Origin of the sequence: Bradyrhizobium sp. th-b2, assembly GCF_000426785.1 — a bacterium.
In the GTDB taxonomy this organism is placed as follows: Bacteria; Pseudomonadota; Alphaproteobacteria; order Rhizobiales; family Xanthobacteraceae; genus Bradyrhizobium; species Bradyrhizobium septentrionale.
In genome coordinates this window covers 37,752-57,974 of record NZ_AUGA01000030.1, presented here as the reverse complement: position 1 = coordinate 57,974, position 20,223 = coordinate 37,752, and the positions used below count along the sequence as shown (strand labels likewise).

The 20,223-nt window shown below is 66.8% G+C and carries 18 protein-coding genes; all 18 read left to right on the top strand.

Going from position 1 to position 20,223, the window contains the following annotated elements; genetic code table 11:
• The first annotated feature begins 341 nt into the window (after positions 1 to 341).
• The 18 genes from K359_RS0130800 (at position 342) to K359_RS0130715 (ending at position 20,214) form a co-directional block, all read left to right on the top strand.
• Entirely contained in the window at positions 342 to 1,592 is a 1,251-nt protein-coding gene (locus K359_RS0130800) for an ABC transporter substrate-binding protein (protein ID WP_029082763.1), read from the top strand.
• A 136-nt stretch (positions 1,593 to 1,728) separates the two neighbouring features.
• Complete coding sequence (locus tag K359_RS0130795; protein WP_029082762.1) at positions 1,729 to 2,544, top strand: helix-turn-helix transcriptional regulator; 816 nt, start codon at positions 1,729 to 1,731, stop codon at positions 2,542 to 2,544.
• Positions 2,545 to 2,669: 125 nt separating this feature from the next.
• The gene (locus K359_RS0130790) at positions 2,670 to 3,680 is read left to right on the top strand and encodes a branched-chain amino acid ABC transporter permease (RefSeq protein WP_029082761.1); all 1,011 of its coding nucleotides are present in this window, start codon (positions 2,670 to 2,672) and stop codon (positions 3,678 to 3,680) included.
• A 1-nt stretch (position 3,681) separates the two neighbouring features.
• Positions 3,682 to 4,767: a branched-chain amino acid ABC transporter permease gene (locus K359_RS0130785; RefSeq protein ID WP_029082760.1), complete on the top strand. Its 1,086-nt coding sequence runs from the start codon at positions 3,682 to 3,684 to the stop codon at positions 4,765 to 4,767.
• Positions 4,760 to 5,542, top strand: a complete 783-nt coding sequence (locus tag K359_RS0130780; protein ID WP_029082759.1) for an ABC transporter ATP-binding protein — start codon at positions 4,760 to 4,762, stop codon at positions 5,540 to 5,542. The genes K359_RS0130785 and K359_RS0130780 overlap by 8 nt, the downstream gene beginning before the upstream one ends.
• Positions 5,535 to 7,745 (top strand): ABC transporter permease, encoded by a 2,211-nt coding sequence (locus K359_RS0130775; protein ID WP_029082758.1) that lies wholly within the window; start codon positions 5,535 to 5,537, stop codon positions 7,743 to 7,745. Before K359_RS0130780 ends, K359_RS0130775 begins: the two co-directional genes overlap by 8 nt.
• A gap of 3 nt (positions 7,746 to 7,748) precedes the next feature.
• Complete coding sequence (locus K359_RS0130770; RefSeq protein WP_029082757.1) at positions 7,749 to 8,582, top strand: phosphoenolpyruvate hydrolase family protein; 834 nt, start codon at positions 7,749 to 7,751, stop codon at positions 8,580 to 8,582.
• Positions 8,583 to 8,607: 25 nt separating this feature from the next.
• Positions 8,608 to 11,370, top strand: coding sequence for a flotillin family protein (locus K359_RS0130765; protein WP_029082756.1), 2,763 nt, complete (start codon positions 8,608 to 8,610; stop codon positions 11,368 to 11,370).
• 9 nt (positions 11,371 to 11,379) lie between these two features.
• The gene (locus K359_RS0130760) at positions 11,380 to 11,817 is read left to right on the top strand and encodes an SRPBCC family protein (protein WP_029082755.1); all 438 of its coding nucleotides are present in this window, start codon (positions 11,380 to 11,382) and stop codon (positions 11,815 to 11,817) included.
• A 216-nt stretch (positions 11,818 to 12,033) separates the two neighbouring features.
• Positions 12,034 to 12,477 (top strand): SRPBCC family protein, encoded by a 444-nt coding sequence (locus K359_RS0130755; RefSeq protein WP_029082754.1) that lies wholly within the window; start codon positions 12,034 to 12,036, stop codon positions 12,475 to 12,477.
• Between the two features lie 15 nt (positions 12,478 to 12,492).
• Positions 12,493 to 13,311: a xanthine dehydrogenase family protein subunit M gene (locus tag K359_RS0130750; protein ID WP_029082753.1), complete on the top strand. Its 819-nt coding sequence runs from the start codon at positions 12,493 to 12,495 to the stop codon at positions 13,309 to 13,311.
• Between the two features lie 6 nt (positions 13,312 to 13,317).
• A complete protein-coding gene (locus tag K359_RS0130745; RefSeq protein ID WP_029082752.1) occupies positions 13,318 to 13,797 on the top strand; it encodes a (2Fe-2S)-binding protein in 480 nt (159 codons plus the stop codon).
• 12 nt (positions 13,798 to 13,809) lie between these two features.
• Positions 13,810 to 15,396 carry a xanthine dehydrogenase family protein molybdopterin-binding subunit gene (locus K359_RS0130740; RefSeq protein WP_029082751.1) on the top strand — a complete coding sequence of 529 codons (1,587 nt, stop codon included), beginning with the start codon at positions 13,810 to 13,812 and terminating at the stop codon, positions 15,394 to 15,396.
• 2 nt (positions 15,397 to 15,398) lie between these two features.
• Entirely contained in the window at positions 15,399 to 16,421 is a 1,023-nt protein-coding gene (locus K359_RS0130735; RefSeq protein ID WP_021075858.1) for a xanthine dehydrogenase family protein molybdopterin-binding subunit, read from the top strand.
• Positions 16,422 to 16,430: 9 nt separating this feature from the next.
• Positions 16,431 to 17,312, top strand: coding sequence for a MoxR family ATPase (locus tag K359_RS0130730; RefSeq protein WP_029082750.1), 882 nt, complete (start codon positions 16,431 to 16,433; stop codon positions 17,310 to 17,312).
• A complete protein-coding gene (locus K359_RS0130725; protein WP_029082749.1) occupies positions 17,309 to 18,427 on the top strand; it encodes a VWA domain-containing protein in 1,119 nt (372 codons plus the stop codon). Before K359_RS0130730 ends, K359_RS0130725 begins: the two co-directional genes overlap by 4 nt.
• Positions 18,424 to 19,314 (top strand): amidohydrolase, encoded by an 891-nt coding sequence (locus K359_RS0130720; RefSeq protein ID WP_029082748.1) that lies wholly within the window; start codon positions 18,424 to 18,426, stop codon positions 19,312 to 19,314. Before K359_RS0130725 ends, K359_RS0130720 begins: the two co-directional genes overlap by 4 nt.
• Positions 19,315 to 19,365: 51 nt before the next feature.
• Complete coding sequence (locus K359_RS0130715; protein WP_029082747.1) at positions 19,366 to 20,214, top strand: MBL fold metallo-hydrolase; 849 nt, start codon at positions 19,366 to 19,368, stop codon at positions 20,212 to 20,214.
• The last annotated feature ends 9 nt before the right edge of the window (positions 20,215 to 20,223 follow it).

The following is a 20,223-nucleotide window of genomic DNA, read 5'->3' as shown; positions in this document are numbered from 1 at the left end:
TGGGTCCTGGCTTTCGCCAGGACGACGGTCGTGTGTGTGGCGCCCACACTGTCATCGCCCGGCTCGACCGGGCGATCCAGTACGCCGCGGCCCCTCAGCTTAAGCACCGGCGCCTCTGGAATACTGGATCACCCGCCTGCGCGGGTGATGACATCGAGCAAGTAACCGCGACATTGCGCCGCGAACCTCGTTGCGGCGCAACAATCAAAATGAGACTGCCCGTTAAGCGATTGCGCGGTGACGACATCCGCGCTGTGCCCGCCTTCGGCTAGCTTTATCAGCAACAACCGGACGCCCTTGCGCGATGTGGACGCCGGCGACAACACAGAGGGAGGAGAGCAATGTTGAAAGGCAGTTTGGGACTGATAGCGTTGAGCAGCCTGTTGCTTTCGGGCACGGCGTTCGCTCAGGAGAAGATCAAGGTCGGCGTCACCGCGACGCTCGAGGGCACCTACACCGTGCTCGGCGAGGATGGCATGCGCGGCCACCAGACCGCGCTCAACGTGCTCGGCAAGAAGATCGGCGACAAGGAACTCGAATTCGTCGTCGCCTCGACCGACGCGACGCCGGACTCCGCGGTGCGCGCGGTGCGCAAGCTGATCGAGCAGGACAAGGTGCAGATCCTACTGTCGCCGCTGTCGGGCGACGAAGGCATTGCGGTGAAGAACTTTGCAAAAACCCATCCGGAGCTGACCTTCGTCAACGCCGCCTCCGGCGCGCAGGAGACGACCTATGTCGACCCGGCGCCAAACTTCTTCCGCTTCAACATGGACGGCGCGCAATGGCAGGTCGGCCTCGGCAAATACGCCTATGAGACCAAGGGCTATCGCAAGATCGCGACCGTCGGCGAGGACTACTCCTTCATCTACACCCAGGTGTTCGGCCTGGTTCTCGAATTCTGCGGCGCCGGCGGCCAGGTCACCAACCGGCAATGGGTGCCGCTCGGCACCAAGGACTTTGCCTCCGTGATCGCCGCATTGCCCGACGATGTCGATGCGATCTATCTCGGCCTCGGCGGCGCCGACGCGGTCAACTTCCTCAACCAGTATCAGCAGGCCGGCGGCAAGGCGCATCTGATGGGCGGCTCGATCATGATCGACCAGACCATCCTGTCGTCGAAGGGCAGCGCCAAGAACGCGCTGGTCGGCACCATCGCCGCCAGCGGCCAGGCCGATACCTGGGAGGATCCGGGCTGGCAGAAATTCGTCAAGGCCTACCAGGACGCCTTCCCGCCGGCCAAACGCTTCCCGAGCCCGTCGCTGCTCGCCACCAATTATTACGGCTCGACTATGGCGCTGATCCTGGCGCTGCGCCAGGTCAACGGCGATCTCTCCAACAACCAGGCCAAGCTCAAGGAGGCGCTGGCGAAGATCGAGATCGACGCGCCGAACGGCAAGATCAAGCTCGATTCCAACCGCCAGGCGATCGGCACCAATTTCGTCACCGAGGTGGTCGATGACGGCAAGGGCGCGCTGTTCTCCAAGGTCGTGAAGGTGATCCCGAACGTCAACCAGACGCTGGGCTACGATCCGGCGGTGTTCGCCAAGATCGGCCTGCCCGGCCGCACGATCCCGGAGTGCAAGAAGTACTGACGTATTTGTTGCAGTGCAGGCAGAGCGGCCGCGGCATGGCGCGCGGTTGCACCAACAGCCCTGCTCGCCCTTGCTTTCCGCGGGCGGATGATGAACGCTTGTCGAAAAGACAAGAACATCCCGCGGGAGGGGAGGCATGAGCAGGGCGCTTGCCGTCTTCCACGGCCGGTTCGGTCGCGCGACGGTCTATCAGTTGAACCGTCCCTTCAACGTGCATGCGCACCGCGAAGGGCATCTGATCTTTCATGTCGGCGGAACGCCGGCGCAGATCGATGTCTCCGAGCAGCGCCTGCTGCTCAAGGACGACACCGTCGTCGCGGTCAACCCGTGGGAACCGCACAATTTTCTGCCGACCGACATGGACCACGGCGCGATCTTCTTCGTGCTCTATGTCAACGCCGAATGGTTCGCGCCGACGGCGAATGCGCAGGGCCTGCGGTTCGGCCGCACCTTCTTTCCCCGCACCGAGACGCTCGACCGGCTGATCCGCCGCACCGCAGCACTGGTGTGCGGCGCGCCGTCGCTGCGCACCCTCGATTGCGAACTCCGGCAATTGATCGATTCCTGCTACGAGGAGAGCTGGCAGGCGGCGCAGGACGCCCCCGCGGCGGCCGCGGTGACCGATTTCCGGGTCCGCAAGTCGATCAAGCTGATGTCGGAAAGCCCCGGCGCCGAGATCGAGCTCGATGCGATCGCGCGCGAGGCGGGCCTGTCGCGGCCGCATTTCTACCGGCTGTTCCGGACGCAAACCGGCGTCACCCCTCACCTCTACATGAACACGCTGATCATGGAGCAGGCGCTGGACGCGCTGGTCGCGACCGAGACGCCGATCGCCGATATCGGCTTCGATCTCGGCTTCTCCTCGCAGAGCGGCTTCACCCGCTTCTTCGCCGCCAATGTCGGCATGGCCCCGACCGACTATCGCCGCGCCGCCAAGGTGTTGCGGCCGTGAACGAGTTCCGGAAAGGAAAACGATAAAAGATACTCTGGATCAAATCCCTAGCTTTCGCCCTCGATAGGATGACAGGACACGCGGCCCGGCAGACGGTCGCGGCCAGCTGAGGGAACGCGACGGAGATGGCCAGGTTCATCGAACGCCATCCGGCCTGGGCGCTGATCGCAATCATCGCGGTCGCGGTGCTTGCGTGGCTGGTGTTCGCGATCTGGCCGCCGGGACTGGAGGCCGCGATCGGCCGCAAGCGCGTGTTCCTCAATGCCGTGCTGAACGGCATCACGCTCGGCGGGCTGTATTTCCTGGTGGCGAGCGGCTTCACGCTGATCTTCGGCCTGATGCGCAACGTCAACCTCGCGCACGGCTCGCTCTATCTGTTCGGCGGCTACATCGGCTACGCCGTCAGCACCTGGACCGGGTCGTGGATCCTCAGCTTCATCGTCGCCTTCATCGCGGTGGCGCTGGTCGGGGTGATCCTGCAGCTCGCCGTGTTCCGCCGCATGGAGGGGCAGGACCTCAGGCAGACCATGGTGACGATCGGGCTCTCGATCGTGTTCGCCGATTTGATGCTCTGGGTGTTCGGCGGCGACTTCTATCAGGTCCAGACCCCGAGCTGGCTGATCGGCCCGGTGCAGCTGCCGCTGCTGACCGCGATCAAATCGTCGGGCGAGCCGGTCTATCTGCAATACCCGCTGGTGCGGCTCGTGATCTTCGCAGCGTCCGTCGTGATCGGGATCGCGATGTGGCTGGCGCTGAATCGTACGCGGATCGGCATGATCGTTCGTGCCGGCGTCGACGACCGCGATATCCTGGCCGCGACCGGAGTGCGGATCCAGCTCGTGTTCGTGCTGGTGTTCGCGTTCGGCGCAGGCCTTGCCGGCATCGCCGGGGTGGTCGGCGGCACCTTCCAGTCGCTGTCGCCGGGCGAGGACACCCGCTTCCTGCTCGCTTCCCTCGTCGTCGTGATCGTCGGCGGCATGGGCTCGATCCCGGGGGCTGCGCTCGGCGCCGTCATCATCGGGCTCGCCGAGCAGCTCGGCTCGGTCTACATCCCGACCTACGCCATCGTCGTCACCTTCCTGATCATGGTCGTGGTGCTGGCGCTGCGGCCGCAGGGCCTGCTCGCGAGGCGATGAAATGTCGTTGCTCCAGAGCACCCAGTTCCGCCCCGACCCGTCCGCGAACGCGACGCGACGCGCCTTGATCCGCGCCTGGCCCGAATTGCAGAACCCGGCAGCGTGGCTGGTCGCGCTGATCCTCGTGATCATGCCGTTGATCGCCAACGGCTTCTTCCTGATCGAGATCTTCGCCACCACGCTGATCCTCGGCATCATCGCGCTCAGCCTGATGTTCCTGGCCGGCTATGGCGGCATGGTCAGCCTGATGCAGCTGACGATCGCGGGCTTCGCCGGCTACATGGTCGCGGTGTTCGGCATAAGCGGCAACGCCAATATCAGCCTGGGCTGGCCGTGGTGGCTGGCAACGCCGATGGCGCTGGCGCTGGCGACGCTGTTCGGCACGCTCGGCGGCGCGCTCGCGGTGCGCACCGAGGGCATCTACACCATCATGATCACGCTGGCGATCGGTGCTGCCTTCTACTACTTCACCAACCAGAACTGGGCGATCTTCAACGGCCACACCGGCATCAACACCGTCGCGACGCCGCATTTCTGGGGCGTCGACTGGCGCGCCGACATCGCGTTCTACTATGTGACGCTCGGCGTCGCCGCGATCTGCTACTTCGCCGTCCAGTATGTCTCGCGCGCGCCGTTCGGCCTCGCGCTGCAGGGCGTGCGCGACAATTCCCGCCGCATGGCCGCACTCGGCTTCAATCCCAATGCCCACCGCATCGCGGCCTACGCCTTCGCCGCCTTCATCGCGGCGCTCGGCGGCGTGCTGCAGGTCTGGAACTACCGGCAAATCTCGCCCGGCTCAGTCAGCGTCGGCGCCTGCATCGACGTCTTGATCATCGCCATAGTCGGCGGCATCACGCGGCCGATCGGCCCGTTCATCGGTGCGCTGATCTTCGTGCTGCTGCGCACCTTCGCGCTCGACGTGCTGATCAAGTTCGGGCTCGACGGCAATCGCTTCCGGCTGCTGATCGGGCTCGGCTTCCTCGCCATCGTGTTCTGGTCGTCCGACGGCGTGATCGGCCTCTGGGAGCGCTGGCGGCGCCGCACCAACTCCTCGACGCAACGTCCAGGCGGAGGCCGCCATGGATAGCGTCGCGCAGCGGCTGTCCGTGGTCGGCGCCGGTGCTGCGCTGGAACTGCGCGGCGTGACGCGGCTGTTCGGCGCGCTGGCGGCGCTGACCGACGTCACCATCACCGTGCGTCCTGGCGAACGTCGCGCGGTACTCGGCTCGAACGGCGCCGGCAAGACGACGCTGTTCAACTGCATCACCGGCGACTTCCCGCCGTCCTCCGGCACGATCCGCTTCTTCGGCGAGGATATTACCCAGTTCCCGCCCTACGAGCGCATCCGCCGGGGCTTGCGCCGCACCTACCAGATTTCGGCGCTGTTCCCCGGCCTCACGGTGCAGGACAACGTCTACCTCGCCTGCCGCGGCGTCTCGCGCGGCCGATTCTCGTTGCTTCGCCCGGGGCAGAACGATGCGCTGATGCATTCGACCGAAACGCTGGTGCAGGCGGTGCACCTCGCCAGCGTCAAGGACCAGCGCGTCGCCGAGCTCGCGCATGGCCAGCAGCGCCAGCTCGAGATCGCGCTGGCGCTGGCGGGCGCGCCGCGCTTCATCCTGTTCGACGAGCCGGCGGCGGGACTGTCGCCGACCGAACGGCGCGAGCTGATCGAGATCCTGACCTCGTTGCCGGCCCATATCGGCTACATCATCATCGAGCACGACATGGACGTCGCGCTGCGCGTCGTCGAAAGCGTGACGATGATGCACAACGGCCGTATCTTCAAGGAAGGCCTGCCGCGCGAGATCGAGTCCGATCCCGAGGTGCAGCAGCTTTATCTCGGAGGCGGCCATGAGTGACCGCCGCGCCGTCCCCGCCCTCGAGGTCAAGGGCCTCGACGTCTATTACGGCCATTCGCATGCGCTGCAAGGCGTCGATCTCACGCTCGATACCGGTGTGTTCTCGGTGGTCGGCCGCAACGGCATGGGCAAGACCACGCTGTGCAAGGCCATCATGGGCCTGGTGCGCGCCAGCGCCGGCTCGATCCGGATTCGCGGCGAGGAGGTCACGCGGCTCAATCCGGCGCGGATCGCCCGGCTCGGCGTCGGCTATGTGCCGCAGGGCCGGCGGCTGTGGCGCTCGCTGACCGTCGACGAACACCTCGCGCTGGCTGGCGGCCTGCGGCGCGGCGCGTGGACGATCGAGCGCATCTACGACACCTTCCCCCGCCTCGCGGAGCGCAAGAACAACGGCGGCAACCAGCTCTCCGGCGGCGAGCAACAGATGCTCGCGATTGCGCGCGCACTGCTGACCAATCCGCAACTTCTGATCATGGACGAGCCGACCGAAGGCCTCGCGCCGGTCATCGTGGCGCAGGTCGAGGACATGCTGCTGCGCCTCGGCGATAAAGGCGACATCTCCGTCCTGGTCATCGAGCAGAATATCGGCGTGGCGACGGCGGTGTCGCGCAACGTCGCCATCATGGTCAACGGCCGGATCAACCGCATCATCGACTCCGCGCGCCTCGCCACCGATCGCGAGCTGCAGCAACGGCTGCTCGGCGTCGGCACCCACGGCGCGGATGTGACTGAGGCCGAGACCGCGCCGGCAAAGGCCGATGCCGCCGGCGCGCCGCCGCCGGAACGCAAGGGGCCGGCTCGTATCTACGTCTCCAATCCCGTGCTGCCGACGCGCTGGTCGCAACCGGTGCCGATCGCCCGCATCGAGGCAGCCGCACGGACGCAGTCCTCCGCCGTCACGAGGCTCGAGGAGACGGCGCGCACGCGGCGCGAGCCAGTGACATCCAGGCCCTCGGGGCCACCGGTCGTGCTGGTCGTCGGCACGCTCGACACCAAGGGTGCGGAGCTGCGGTTCATTCGCGACATCATTGCCGGCAGTGGCCTGCGGACGCGGCTTGTCGACGTCTCGACCAGCGGCAAGGCGGCGAGCTGCGACGTCACCGCGCAGGAGATCGCGCTGAACCACGGCCGCGGCGGCGCGAGCGTATTCGGCGCCGACCGCGGCGCCTCGGTGACGGCGATGGCCGAGGCGTTCGAGCGCTGGCTGCGCCGCCAGGGCAATATCGCCGGCATCATTTCGGCCGGCGGCTCGGGCGGTGCCTCGCTGGTTGCCCCCGGCATGCGCGCGCTTCCGGTCGGCGTGCCGAAGCTGATCATCTCCTCGGTCGCCTCGGGCGACGTCGGCCCCTATGTCGGTCCCGCCGACATCACCATGATGTATTCGGTGACCGACGTGCAGGGTCTCAATTCGATCTCGCGCGCGGTACTCGGCAACGGCGCCAATGCGCTGGTCGGCATGGTCAAGGCGCGGCTCGACCAGCAGAACACCAAGCAGCGCGACACCGCTGCCAATCTCCCCGCGATCGGCATCACCATGTTCGGGGTCACCACGCCGGCGGTGCAGAAGATCGCGGCCGACCTGCGCGAGGATTTCGAGTGCCTGGTCTTCCACGCCACCGGGGTCGGCGGCCGTTCGATGGAGAAGCTGGTCGAGTCCGGTCAGCTCGCCGGCGTCATCGACCTCACCACGACCGAGGTCTGCGACCTGCTGATGGGCGGCGTGTTCCCGGCGACGGACGATCGCTTCGGCGCCATCATCCGCAGCCACGTGCCCTATGTCGGCTCGGTCGGCGCGCTCGATATGGTGAACTTCGGCGCGCCCGACACGATTCCGGAACGCTACCGGCAGCGCAAGTTCCACATCCACAATCCGCAAGTCACCTTGATGCGGACCACGCCGGAAGAGAACGAGCGCATGGGCCGCTGGATCGGCGAACGCCTCAACCAGATGGACGGACCGGTGCGCTTCTTCCTGCCCGAGGGCGGCGTCTCCGCGCTCGATGCACCGGGCCAGCCGTTCTGGGATCCCGACGCCGACGCTGCGCTGTTTGGCGCGCTGGAGCGCACCGTGCGCCAGACCGGCAACCGGCAGATCATTCGCATCAAGCGCAACATCAACGATCCCGAGTTCACCGCCGCCATCGTCAGCGCATTCCGTCCGCTGCTCGGACGCGCCGGTAGCAGGCGGAGAGTGGCGAGGTGACCCATGCCCAGGTTTGAACGCACGGCGCTGTTGAAGAAGTTCCACGCCATGATCGCGCGCGGCGAGCCGATCGTCGGCGGCGGCGCCGGCACCGGACTGTCCGCGAAATGCGAGGAGGCCGGCGGCGTCGACCTGATCGTGATCTACAATTCGGGCCGCTATCGCATGGCGGGTCGCGGCTCGCTCGCCGGACTGATGCCCTATGGCGATGCCAACGCCATCGTCGTCGAGATGGCCGGCGAGGTGCTGCCGGTCGTGACCAGGACGCCGGTGCTCGCCGGCGTCAACGGCACCGATCCGTTCCGCGACATGGACGTGTTCCTCGACCAGCTCAAGGCTATCGGCTTTGCCGGCGTGCAGAATTTTCCGACCGTCGGCCTGATCGACGGCACGTTCCGCGCCAATCTCGAAGAGACCGGGATGTCCTACGCGCTCGAGATCGACATGATCTCGAAGGCGCATGAGAAGGACATGCTGACCACGCCCTATGTCTTCAGCGAGCAGGAGGCCGCCGCGATGGCGATCGCGGGCGCCGACATCATCGTCTGCCATATGGGCCTGACCACGGGCGGCACGATCGGCGCACAGACCGCGCCAAAACTTGCCGACTGCCCTGCCCGCATCGAGGCCTGGGCCGAAGCCGCGCTCAGCGTCAATTCGGACATCATCGTGCTCGCGCATGGCGGTCCGATCGCGGACCCCGCGGATGCCGATTTCATCATGAAGCAGACCCGCAACTGCCACGGCTTCTACGGCGCCTCCTCGATGGAGCGCCTGCCGGTCGAGCGGGCGTTGACGGATCAGGTTCGCAAATTCAAGGCGATCGGCGCGCGCTAACGCGCCGTGACCAAGGGAGGAAGATATGTCGGGGATGCTAGCAGGTGAATTGATCCTCTGGCTCATCGTCGCAATCGTCGCGATCGTCATCATCGTCTATGTGGTGAACTGGCTGTACCACCGCTCGTCGAAGGAAACCTCCTTCGTCCGGACCGGCTTCCTCGGCGAACGGGTGGTGATTAATGGCGGCGCTTTCGTGCTGCCGTTCATCCACGACTACACGCCGGTCAACATGAACGTGCTGCCGATGGGGATCGTGCGCTCCAGGCAGGACGCCGTGATCACCCGCGACCGGATGCGCGTCGATATCGAGGCCGACTTCTACGTCCGGGTGCAGGCGACCCGCGAGGCGGTCTCGATCGCCGCCGCCACGCTCGGCCGCCGCACCATGGAGCCGGAGCAGCTCCACACTTTGCTTTCCGGCAAGTTCATCTCCGCGATCCGCTCGGTCGCCTCCGAAATGACGATGGAGCAGATGCATGAGCAGCGCGGCGACTATGTCGCCCGCGTCAAGGCCAATGCCGCCGAAGCGCTGGCGCAGAACGGCCTCGAACTGGAGTCGGTCGCGATCACCGATCTCGACCAGACCGACCTCGAATATTTCAACCCTTCGAACCGCTTCGACGCCGAAGGCCTGACCCGCCTGATGGAGGATATCGAAGCCAAGCGCAAGCTGCGCAACGACATCGAGCAGGACTCGATGATCAAGATCCGCTCGCGCAATCTCGAAGCCGAGCGGCAGGCGCTGGAGATCGAGCGCGAGAGCGAGACCGCCCGCCTCGAGCAGGAGCGTGATATCGAGATGCGCCGCGCCCTGCAGCGCACCGAAGTCGCCCGCGAGCGCGCGCTGCGCGAGACCGAAGCCGAACAGGCCCAGATCACCGCACGCGAAACCATCGAGAAGGCGCGCATCGCCAACGAGCAGGCCATCACCGAAGCCCGTATCGCCTCCGAGCGCGAGACCCGGCACCGGGAGATCGAGCGCACCCGCGCGGTGGAAGAGCGGGAATTGCTGGCACGCGAGGAGATCGAGAAGGCCCGCATCCAGCAGGACCGCGTCGTCACCGATGCCCGCATCGCCAATGAGGAAGAGACTCGCCGCCGCGAGATCGAGCGGACCCGCGCGGTCGAGGAGGCCGAGATCGCGGCCCGCGAGGCCACCGAGAAGGCGCGCATCGCCCAGACCATGACGGTCAATGTCGAGCGCATCTCCTCGGACGAACGCACCCGCGCACTGGAGATCCAGCAGGTCCGCACCATCCAGGAGGCCGAGATCGAGGCGCAAAAGTCGGTCGAGGCCGCCCGCATCATCAGAGAGAAGACGCTGGCCGCCGAGCGCATCGCCGCCGATCACACCACGCGCAAGCTCGAGATCGAGCGCAACCAGGCGATCGAAATCGCCGGGATCACGGCGCGCGACGCCACCGAGGCGTCGCGGATCGCGCAGGAGGAACATGTCCGGGCGCTGGAAATCGCGCGCACCCGCGCAATCGAGGAGGCCGACATTGCCTCGCGCGAATCGATCGAGGCGGCGCGCATTTCGCAGGAGAAGTCGGTCGCCGCACAGCGCATCCGTGCCGAACGCGAGACCCGCGCGCTCGAGATCGAGCGCACCGGGGCGATCGAGGCCGCCGAGCTGAAGCGCCGCGACGCGGTCGAGCGGCAGCGGATCGATGTCGAGCTGGCGCTGGAGAGCGAACGGATCACGTCCTCCCGGACCCGCGAGGTGCTCAATATCGATCAGAAGAGGGCGATCGAGCTCGCCGACGAGGAGCGCGTGATCGCGCTCGCCGCCAAGCGATCGGAGCGCATCGATGCCGACCGGCAGGTCAAGCAGGCCGAGATCACGGCCCGCAAGGAGGTCGAGACCACCGACGTGACCCGCGAGCAGGCGCTGGAGGCTGCGCGGATCGCTCGGCGCCGCTCCATCGAGCAGCTCGAAGTCGCCCGCAACCAGTCGCTGCAGGAGGCCGAGATTGCCGCACGCGAGGAGGTCGAACGCGCGCGGATTGCGTCGGACCGCGGCCTCGACGAGGCCCGGATCGGCCGCGAGCGCGAGCTGCGCAAGCTCGAGGTGAACCGTGAGAAGGACGTCGAGACCGCGCTGATGGAGAAGGCGATCGCGCTGCATCAGAAGTCGCTGGAGGAATCCGCGGCGCGCGCGGCGGCTGAGGACGCGAGGGTACACGCCACCGAGGCGGCCGAGCGCGTGGTCACCGCGCGCGAGAGCGAAATCGCCAAACGGCGCAAGACCATCGAGGTGCTGCTGGCCGAGAAGCAGGCCGAGGAAACCAGGATCGCGGCCGGGGCCGAACGGGTTCGCGCCACGGTGGAGGCCGAGGCGCAGCGCCTGCTCAACGAGGCCGAAAATGTGCTGACCGATCAGGCACGCTACTCGCTGTTCCGTCGCAAGCTGCTCGACCGGATCGAGGGCATCGTGCGCGAGAGCGTCAAGCCGATGGAGAAGATCGAGGGCATCCGCATCCTCCAGGTAGACGGCCTCAACGGCAACGGTAATGGCGGCGGCGGTGGCCGCAGCGCCACCGACGAGGTGATCGATTCGGCGCTGCGCTATCGCGTGCAGGCGCCGCTGATCGACTCGATCCTGTCGGATATCGGCGTCGAGGGCGGCAGCCTGGCAAAAATGCCCGGCCTGATCCGCGAGGCGCGCGACATGCAGGGCATCAAGGAGTCCGCGCGGAAAAGCAGCGGCGAGGCCAAGCCGGCAGCGCCCGGGGGCGGCGGCGAGCCACCGCGTCCTGAGCGCACGCCACGCAAGAAGGACTGAGCTCACGCCATGGCACGAGTTTATGTCTCCACCGTCGTCAACGCCCGCAACGACCGGGTCTGGGCCCGGGTGCGCGATTTCAACGGGCTGCCGAACTGGCACCCCGCGATTGCGGAGAGCCGGATCGAGGGTGGCGAGCCCTCCGACAAGATCGGCTGCGTCAGGGATTTTCGCCTGCGCAATGGCGACCGGATCAGGGAGAAGCTTCTGGGCCTGTCCGACTACGACATGTTCTGCATCTACTCGATCCTGGAATCGCCGATGGGCGTCGAGAACTATGTCGCGACCTTGCGGCTCACGCCGGTCACCGACGGCGACCAGACGTTCATGGAGTGGACTGCCGAGTTCGACTGCGCCCCGGAACGTGAAGCAGAGCTCGTCAACAATATCGGTGGCGGCGTGTTCCAGGGCGGATTCGACGCCCTGAAGCGGGCGTTCGGGGGATAGCGGAATGCATAGGTCAGATATCGCCGAGCAGACGGTCCACCTCTCGCCCTGTGGGAGAGGTCGGATCGCATCGCATGATGCGATCCGGGTGAGGGGTTGCGGTCCCTCGTGGGACCTGAGCCCCCTCACCCGGCGCTGCGCGCCGACCTCTCCCCGTTGGGGAGAGGTGATGCGCGCGGCAACATCGATGCAAAAGATAGACATTGGACGCTGACCGTGCCGCACATCGTCAAAAGCACGATCCTGGATGCACCGACCGATACGGTCTGGGCCGTGCTGCGCGATTTCAATGGCCACGACCGCTGGCACCCTGCGGTCGCGACCAGCGGCATCGAGCGCGCGCAGCCTTCCGACAAGATCGGCTGCGTCAGGCGCTTCAAGCTGAAGGACGGCGCCGAGCTGCGCGAGCAGCTGCTGGCGCTGTCCGACCTCGAACAATCGTTCAGCTACTGCCTGCTCGATACACCGATCCCGATGTTCAACTACGTGGCGCATGTCCGCCTGCTGCCGGTCACCGACGGCGACCGCACCTTCTGGCACTGGGAATCGCGCTTCACGACGCGGACCGACGACCGGGATCGCATTACGCATATGGTTTCGGAAGACATCTACCAGGCCGGCTTCGAAGCCATCCGCCGGCATCTGAAGGAGGCCGCGTAAGCGGAAAGGGACATCATGCCAGTCACGGTGAAGACCTTCACCAGCACCCATGACGCGGCGGCCGCGCTGTCGTCGGATCGCAGCGCGCGTTACCTCGGCGGCGGCACGCTGGTGATGCGGGCGTTGAACGAAGGTGACATCTCGATCTCGACTGTTATCCGCGCCAGCGACCAGGCGATGACCCGGATTGATACTTCGGGCGCGCGTATCGTGCTCGGCGCCGGCGTCACCTTTGCGCGTATCCTGGCCGAGCGCGAGCTTGCCTTCCTGCACGCCCCGGCCCGCTCGATCGGCGGACCGGCGGTGCGCAACATGGGCACGGTCGGCGGCAATTTGTTCGCGCCGGTGCCGTATGGCGACTTCACTGTCGCGATGCTTGCGCTCGATGCTGTCGTGTCGGTGCAGGGCGGCCTTGGCGGCCGTGAGATCGAAATCGAGGAATTCCTGCAATCGCGCGACCGGCAGACCGGCACGCTGGTGCTGGCGATCTCTTTCGCCAAGCCCGGCAGCACTGAGGCCTTCCGCTACCGCAAGATCGCGCGGATCAAGCCCAAGGGCGGCGCGGTGATCACGCTCGCAGCACATCTGCCGGTCAACGGCAGCCGCATCGTCGGCGCCCGCGTCGCGCTCGGTTCGATGGCGCCGACGCCGATCCGCGCCCGCGCCGCCGAGCGTGCGCTGGAAGGCCGCTCGCTCGACGCCTCCACGATCAATGCGGCCGCCGCGGCTGCCGTCGAAGGAACTTCGCCTGGCGACAATGCGCTCGCCAGCGCCTGGTACCGCCGCGAGATCGTCGGCGTGCATCTCCGGCGCCTGTTGTCCGGTCAGGAATAGATCGTCATGGCCAAGACCCCTCTGCAATTTCAGCACAACGGCCGTGACGTCGCGATCTTCGTCGACGGCGGCACCAATCTGCTGGTGGCTTTGCGCGAGCTGATCGGCGACATGACGCCGAAATTCGGCTGCGGCCAGGGCGGCTGCGGCACCTGCAGCGTGCTGATCGATGGCGAACTGCACCTCTCCTGCCTGACGCTCGCCGAGACCGTCGCCGGCCGCTCCGTCGAGACGCTCGACGGCATCAAGGACGGCCCCAATCTGCACCCGCTGCAGCGCGCCTTCGCCGACAATTTCGCCGCGCAGTGCGGCTACTGCACACCGGGCATGCTGATGGCCGCGAAGGCGCTGCTCGACCGCAATCCGCAGCCGAGCCGCGCCGAGGTGGTCGAGGCGATCTCTGGCAATATCTGCCGCTGCACCGGCTATGAGCCGATCATCAACGCCGTGCTCGCCGCCGCATCCGGCGGCCGCGCACGCGCGTAAGGGAACAGTGCCATGCTGGAATTGCGCAAGGACCTCTTCGCCGACGAGCGCGACGACAATCTGAAGGAAATCGGCAAGGGCACGCAGCGTCAGGACATGCTCGGCCATGTCACCGGCACCTCGCCCTATTTTGACGACCACAAGCTGCAGGGCATGCTGCATCTGAAGGTGGTGCGCAGCGAACATTCGCACGCCCGGCTGCGGCGCATCGACACCTCGGAGGCCGAGCGGTCGCAGGGGGTGCGGCGCGTGATCCGCGCCTCCGACGTGCCGCGCAATTTGAACACGCTGCTCAGCCTGATCAATTTCGGCAAGGACGACGAGCCGTCGCTCGCGGTCGACAAGGTGCGCTACAAGGGAGAGCCCATCGTCGCCATCGTCGCCGACAGCCCGCGCGAGGCGTTTGAGGCGATCGCCAAGGTCAAGATCGACTATGAGCCGCTGCCGGCGGTGTTCGATGTCGAGGACGCGCTGAAGCCGGGCGCGCCCGTGGTCAACGAGGTTTATCCGAAGAACACCTTCACCTATCACGAGACCTACGATCGCCAGCAGCTGCGCTTCGGCGATGCCGACCGTGCGCTTGCCTCGGCCGACCATGTGCTGGAACAGCGCTACCAGATGTCGCCGATCGAGCATGCGCCGACCGAGACCAACGGCTCGATCGCCGCGCCCGACACCAACGGCCGCTACATCGTCTACACCTCGACGCAGGCGCTATTTTTCTCGGTCGACACCTGCGCAAAGATCCTCGACGTGCCCTCCAACACCTTCCACTTCATCGGCGGCACGGTGGGCGGCGGCTTCGGCGGCAAGGTCGATACCCTGACCGAACCGCTCTGCATCCTCGGCGCGATGCTGACCGGACGCCCGGTGCGCTACGTGTTCGGGCGCGAGGAGGAGATGCAATACGGCCCGCCGCGCGGCGCCGAGCGCATCTACATCAAGGATGGCGTGATGCGCGACGGCCGCGTCGTTGCGCGCAAGGTGCGCGCCTATTTCGACAGCGGCGCCTATACGCGACTGTCGAGCTATGCGGCGGTGAAATGCGCGGCGCATCTGCCCGGCCCCTATACGATCCCAAACGTCCATGGCGACGTCTACTGCGTCTTCACCAACCGCACGCCGGCGACCGCGATGCGCGGCTTCGGCGTCACGGCGATGGACTTCGCCATCGAATGCCAGATGGACAAGCTCGCCCATCTCGTCGGCATGGACCCGATGGAGTTCCGGATCCTCAACGCGTATCGCGACGGCGACATGAAGGCGCACCGTCGCGAGGCCAAGAACACGGCACTGATCGAATGCGTGCAGGTCGCCGCGGAGAAGACCAAATGGCCGCTCCGCGAAGAATTCAAGCGCATGTCGTCGCGCAAGGATGGTGGTGGCATCCGTGCTGCTGTGACGCTGACGCCACGTGAACCGCATGCGCCGGCGCCCGCACCGTCGCAGCAGCGCACGACGTATGATCGCGCCCCGGCTGCAACCCGCGAGCCGCCGCCGCCCTCTCCGACGCCACCATCACCTCCGCCGCCGCGGCCGACCGCGCCGTCGCATGGCGCCACCCGCTTCTCTTCCGTCTTCGGCACCAGGAGGCGCTGACCATGACCAGGCATCGCGGACGCGGCATCGCGTCGGTCAATTATCCCATCGGCATGAATCTCGGCGGCGATCCGAGCCAGGCGCTGGTGCATTCCAACCCGAGCGGCAAGTTCACGGTCGCGCTGTCCTCGATCGACCTCGGCCAGGGCATGAAGTCCGTGACGCGGCAGATCTGTGCCGAGACGCTGGGCGTACCGGTCGAGGACGTCTATGTCGACACCGCGGATTCCGACACCGGTCCGCACTGCATGGGCTCGTTCGCCTCGCGCGGCACGCATCGCGTCGGCAACGCCGTGATGGCGGCAGCGCGCGAGGCGCGCGGCGTGATGATGGAGGCGGCCGCCGAGGAGCTCGAGGTAAACGCCGCCGACCTCGAGACCGACGGCCGCGGCAACATCCACGTCAAGGGCGCGCCGCATCGCTCGATCTCGACTAAGGACGTCGCGATCGCCGCGCAGTTCAAGCAGGGAAAGACGATCTCCGGCCGCGGCATCTTCCTGGTGCCGCTGTCCGACGTCGACCCTGAAACCGGCGAGATGTCGCCGGCGACGTGCTATGCGCATGCCTGCCTCGTCGCCGAGGTCGAAGTCGACGACGAGACCGGCGAAGTCGATATGGTCCGGATGGACAGTGCCTATGAGCTCGGTCGCGCGCTCAATCCGCGGCTGGTCGAGCAGCAGCTGGTCGGCGGCGCCTGGATGGGCGTCAGCCACGCACTCTACGAGACGCCGGAACCGTATTATCCGGAGCCGGTGCATGGCCCGCGCGACTTCGTCGAATATCTGATGCCGGGACCCGGCGACATCTGCCCGCACGACATCGCGGTGCTCGAACGCCCGGCCCCGGACGGCCCGTTCGGCGCCAAGGGACCGGGCGAGATGTGCGCCAATCCGGTGCTGCCTGCCGTGGCGAACGCAATCTTCAACGCGGTCGGGGTGCGGATCGACGATCTGCCGATCACGCCGGAGAAGGTGCTGCGCGCGATCAGGGCGCAAGGCGGCGCGCGGCCGCAGCCGCGGCGCTGAGGTCTCTCCATGCCGGTCCGCAGCAACATCGTCGGCATCGATAGCCCCGAGGCGCTCGAGAAGGCGCTGCGCGCGGCCTATTACCTCGCCGACGACGGCATCGCGACGGCCGCCTATCTCTCGCTCGCGCTCGGCAAACCGCTGCTGCTTGAGGGCGCGCCGGGCGTCGGCAAGACCGAGGCTGCGAAAGCGATCGCCGCGGTGCTCGGCCGCAGGCTGATCCGCCTGCAATGCTATGAGGGCATCGACGCCGCTGCTGCGCTCTATGAGTGGAACTATCCGCGCCAGATGCTGGCGATCCGGCAGGCCGGCGAAGAGAGCATCGACATCTATGGCGACGCCTTCCTGATCGAGCGTCCGATGCTCGCCGCATTGCGGGCGCCCGACGCGACCGTGCTCTTGATCGACGAGATCGATCGCGCCGACCAGGAGTTCGAGGCCTTCCTGCTCGAATTCCTCTCCGACTTCCAGATCTCGATCCCCGAGCGCGGCACCGTGCGTGCCGCCGAGCACCCCGTCGTGGTGCTGACCTCGAACCGGACGCGCGACCTGCACGAGGCGCTGCGGCGGCGCTGCGTCTATCACTGGATCGACTATCCGAACGCCGAGCGCGAGGCCCGGATCGTGATGATGCGCGCCTCCAGCGTCGCCGAAGCCACCGCCCGCGCGGTGGTCGCCGCCGTCGGCCGGCTGCGCCGCGAGCCGCTCAGCAAAGCGCCGGGGATTGCGGAAGCCGTCGACTGGGCGGAGGCCGCGACCCTCCTTCATAAGGGCGGCGCGCGCTGGCCGGATGCCTTCAAGCGTTCGATCGGCGTCGCGCTGAAGGACGAGGAGGATCTGCATTTCATCTCACCCCGGCTCGATGCATTGATCGCGGAGGCAGCCGCGTGAGCGACGATCTCAAGCTGCCGCGCGCCGCGCAGATCTTCGTGACCTTTGTCGCGCTGCTGCGCGCCAACGGCTTCCTGGTCGCACCGGAGCAGACAACGAGTTTCCTCGCCGCGATCGAATTGCTCGGGCCGCAGAGCCTCGAGCACATCCGCCAGGCCGGGCTCGCGACGCTGGCGCCGCCGCCGGAGCGCTGCGCGACATATGACCGGCTGTTCGACATCCACTTCCGTGGCGGCGAGGCGATCGAGCAGGCCGAGGGCGAGGACGAGGAGACCGTCCGCCTGCAGGAGGAGGGCCGCGGCGAGGACGAGCCGCCGCTCGCCGACGAGGCCAATGAGTCAGGCCTTGCCGCGGCACGCGCCGAGGCGCTGGTCGAGCGCCGCTTTGCCCAGGCCGCGATCAGCGATCCGCTGCGAAAACTGTCGCGCGAGGCAGCAAAGCGGCTGCCGCGGCGGCGTGGCCACAGGCGACGCCGCGCCCGCAGTGGCCCGTTCGCCGATCTGCGCCGCACTCTACGTGACAGCGTGCGCAATGACGGCGAGGTGCTGCGGCTCGGCCGCATGCGCCGCCGCCAGCGTCCGCGGAAAATCCTGTTGCTGATCGACGTCTCCGGCTCGATGAAGGCCCGCACCGAGGAGAACATGAGGCTCGCGCATGCGCTGGTGCAGGCGGCCGGCAATGTCGAGGTCTTCACCTTCGGCACGCGACTGACCCGCGTGACATCGGCGCTGCGGCTGAAGCGCCGCGAGCAGGCGCTGAGCGCGGCCTCGTTCCTGGTCAGCGACTGGGATGGCGGCACCCGCATCGGCGACGCGCTGCAGGCCTTCCTCGCCGTGCCGCGGTTCGGCGGATATGCCCGCGGCGCCGCGGTCGTGATCGTCTCCGACGGGCTTGAGCGCGGCGATCCGGCCGCGCTGCGCGACGCCGTCGCAAAGCTGTCGCGCCGGGCCTGGCGCGTCAGCTGGCTGACGCCGCTCGCAACCTCGTCCGGCTTCAAGCCGCAAACAGAGGCGCTGATCGCGATCCAGCGCTTTGTCGACGATCTCGTGGACGGCGGATCGAGCGCGGCGGTGGTCGCGCATCTGCTGTCGCTCGGAGCAAGGAGAGCTGCGTGACTGGCATTGTCGACGGACATCATCACATCTGGCGTCAGGCCGATCTCGCCTGGCTGTCCGGCCCGATGCAGCCGCGCATCTTCTGCCCCTACGAGCCAATCCGCCGCGACTATCCGATCGAGGAATATCTCGACGACCTCAAGGGCACCGACGTCACCCGCTCGGTCTACGTCCAGACCAACTGGCCGAACGGCCAGTTCGAGGATGAAGCAGCCTGGGTGCAGCAGACCGCTGACCAGCACGGCTGGCCGCACGCCCTCGTCGCCTATGCCGATCTCTCCGTCGACGACGTCCGCCCGCAGCTCGATCGCCTGAAGCGCTATCCGCTGGTGCGCGGCGTGCGCATGCAGCTGCACTGGCACGACAACCCGCTCTATCGGTTCGCGGCGCGCCCCGATCTCTGCACCGATACCGCGATCCGGCGCAACGTCGCGCACCTCGCCGACTATGGCTGGAGTTTTGACCTGCAGGTGTTCGCGTCGCAGATGGCCGATGCCGCCGGCCTCGCCGAGGCCTGCCCTGACGTGACGTTCATCCTGCAGCACGCCGGCATGCTGGAGGATCTGTCGCCGCAGGGACGCGCCGCCTGGCGCGCCGGCATGGCGCGGCTGGCGCGCTGCCCGAACGTGGTTTCGAAACTGTCGGGGCTCGGCACCTTCATCCATCGCAACGATGCCGCGCATATCGCCGGCATCGTGATCGACACCGTCGCGATCTTCGGCGCGGACCGTTGCCTGTTCGGCTCGAACTTTCCGATCGAGAAGCTGTGGTCCAGCTACCGCGATCTCGTCGACGCCTTCAAGGCGGCGGCCGCACGGCTCAGCGACGAGCAGCGCGAGGCGATCTTCAGCACAACGGCGGCGCGGGTCTATCGGCTGGGGCCATAGGCGCGCCGCGAACACGGACACAACAACGAACACGAATTGGGAGAGGGACAGATGCCGTTGGAGATCAAGATTCTGGACTATGGCGATATCGAGCTGGAATCGAGCTTCCTCGTGCTCGGGCACAATTGCGGCCGGACCCGCCGCGTGCTGACGCTCGGCTTTTTGATCCTCGGCGGCCCCTACCCTGTGCTGGTCGACACCGGCTACCGTTCCAACCAGATCATGGAGACGCTCGGCATGCGCGGCCTCCAGTTCCACGAGAACATGATCGAGAACCAGCTCGCCCGCCACGGCGTGCGAATGGGCGACGTCCGCTTCGTCTGCCACACCCATCTGCACATCGATCACGCCGGCAAGGACGATCTGTTCCCGATGAACACCACCGTCGTCGTCAACCGCAAGGAGCTGGAATATTCCGTCTCCGGCCTGATGCACCCGCAATATCCGGCGCCCGACATCAAGCATCTGATCGACCGCCTGCACACCAAGAGCGCGCTGCGCTTCCTCGACCTCGAGATCACCGGTCCGGTCGAGCTGATGCCGGGCGTCTATTGCGACGCCGCCAACGCCCACACCGAAGGCTCGATGAACATCCACGTCCACACCGCCGACGGCATCGCGACAATCTGCGGCGACGTGATCTATGACTTCAACGACCAGATCGTCGCCCCCTTCAACGAAATCCATGACGCCGAGCCGCGCACCACCGGCAACCACGGCACCAGCAAGCGCGCCGAGAAGGCTGCGATCAAGAAGCTGCTGAGTAGCTCGCGCTATTTGCTGCCGGTGCATGATCGCCCGGCCAAGATCGAGGGCGGCGCGGTGGTCGGCCGGCTGCACGACCAGGTGCCCGGACCTGTGGTGCAGAGCCTGCCGCAGCGCAATTGGTTTCCGGCATAACCAAGAAGG

What these genes read in the sequence shown, in the direction of transcription:
- K359_RS0130800 (WP_029082763.1), top strand. Translation starts at nt 342, where the DNA reads ATGTTGAAAGGCAGTTTGGGACTGATAGCGTTGAGCAGCCTGTTGCTT.
- K359_RS0130760 (WP_029082755.1), top strand. Translation starts at nt 11,380, where the DNA reads ATGGCACGAGTTTATGTCTCCACCGTCGTCAACGCCCGCAACGACCGG.
- K359_RS0130740 (WP_029082751.1), top strand. Translation starts at nt 13,810, where the DNA reads ATGCTGGAATTGCGCAAGGACCTCTTCGCCGACGAGCGCGACGACAAT.
- K359_RS0130765 (WP_029082756.1), top strand. Translation starts at nt 8,608, where the DNA reads ATGTCGGGGATGCTAGCAGGTGAATTGATCCTCTGGCTCATCGTCGCA.
- K359_RS0130750 (WP_029082753.1), top strand. Translation starts at nt 12,493, where the DNA reads ATGCCAGTCACGGTGAAGACCTTCACCAGCACCCATGACGCGGCGGCC.
- K359_RS0130770 (WP_029082757.1), top strand. Translation starts at nt 7,749, where the DNA reads ATGCCCAGGTTTGAACGCACGGCGCTGTTGAAGAAGTTCCACGCCATG.
- K359_RS0130780 (WP_029082759.1), top strand. Translation starts at nt 4,760, where the DNA reads ATGGATAGCGTCGCGCAGCGGCTGTCCGTGGTCGGCGCCGGTGCTGCG.
- K359_RS0130730 (WP_029082750.1), top strand. Translation starts at nt 16,431, where the DNA reads ATGCCGGTCCGCAGCAACATCGTCGGCATCGATAGCCCCGAGGCGCTC.
- K359_RS0130795 (WP_029082762.1), top strand. Translation starts at nt 1,729, where the DNA reads ATGAGCAGGGCGCTTGCCGTCTTCCACGGCCGGTTCGGTCGCGCGACG.
- K359_RS0130715 (WP_029082747.1), top strand. Translation starts at nt 19,366, where the DNA reads ATGCCGTTGGAGATCAAGATTCTGGACTATGGCGATATCGAGCTGGAA.
- K359_RS0130745 (WP_029082752.1), top strand. Translation starts at nt 13,318, where the DNA reads ATGGCCAAGACCCCTCTGCAATTTCAGCACAACGGCCGTGACGTCGCG.
- K359_RS0130785 (WP_029082760.1), top strand. Translation starts at nt 3,682, where the DNA reads ATGTCGTTGCTCCAGAGCACCCAGTTCCGCCCCGACCCGTCCGCGAAC.
- K359_RS0130775 (WP_029082758.1), top strand. Translation starts at nt 5,535, where the DNA reads ATGAGTGACCGCCGCGCCGTCCCCGCCCTCGAGGTCAAGGGCCTCGAC.
- K359_RS0130735 (WP_021075858.1), top strand. Translation starts at nt 15,399, where the DNA reads ATGACCAGGCATCGCGGACGCGGCATCGCGTCGGTCAATTATCCCATC.
- K359_RS0130790 (WP_029082761.1), top strand. Translation starts at nt 2,670, where the DNA reads ATGGCCAGGTTCATCGAACGCCATCCGGCCTGGGCGCTGATCGCAATC.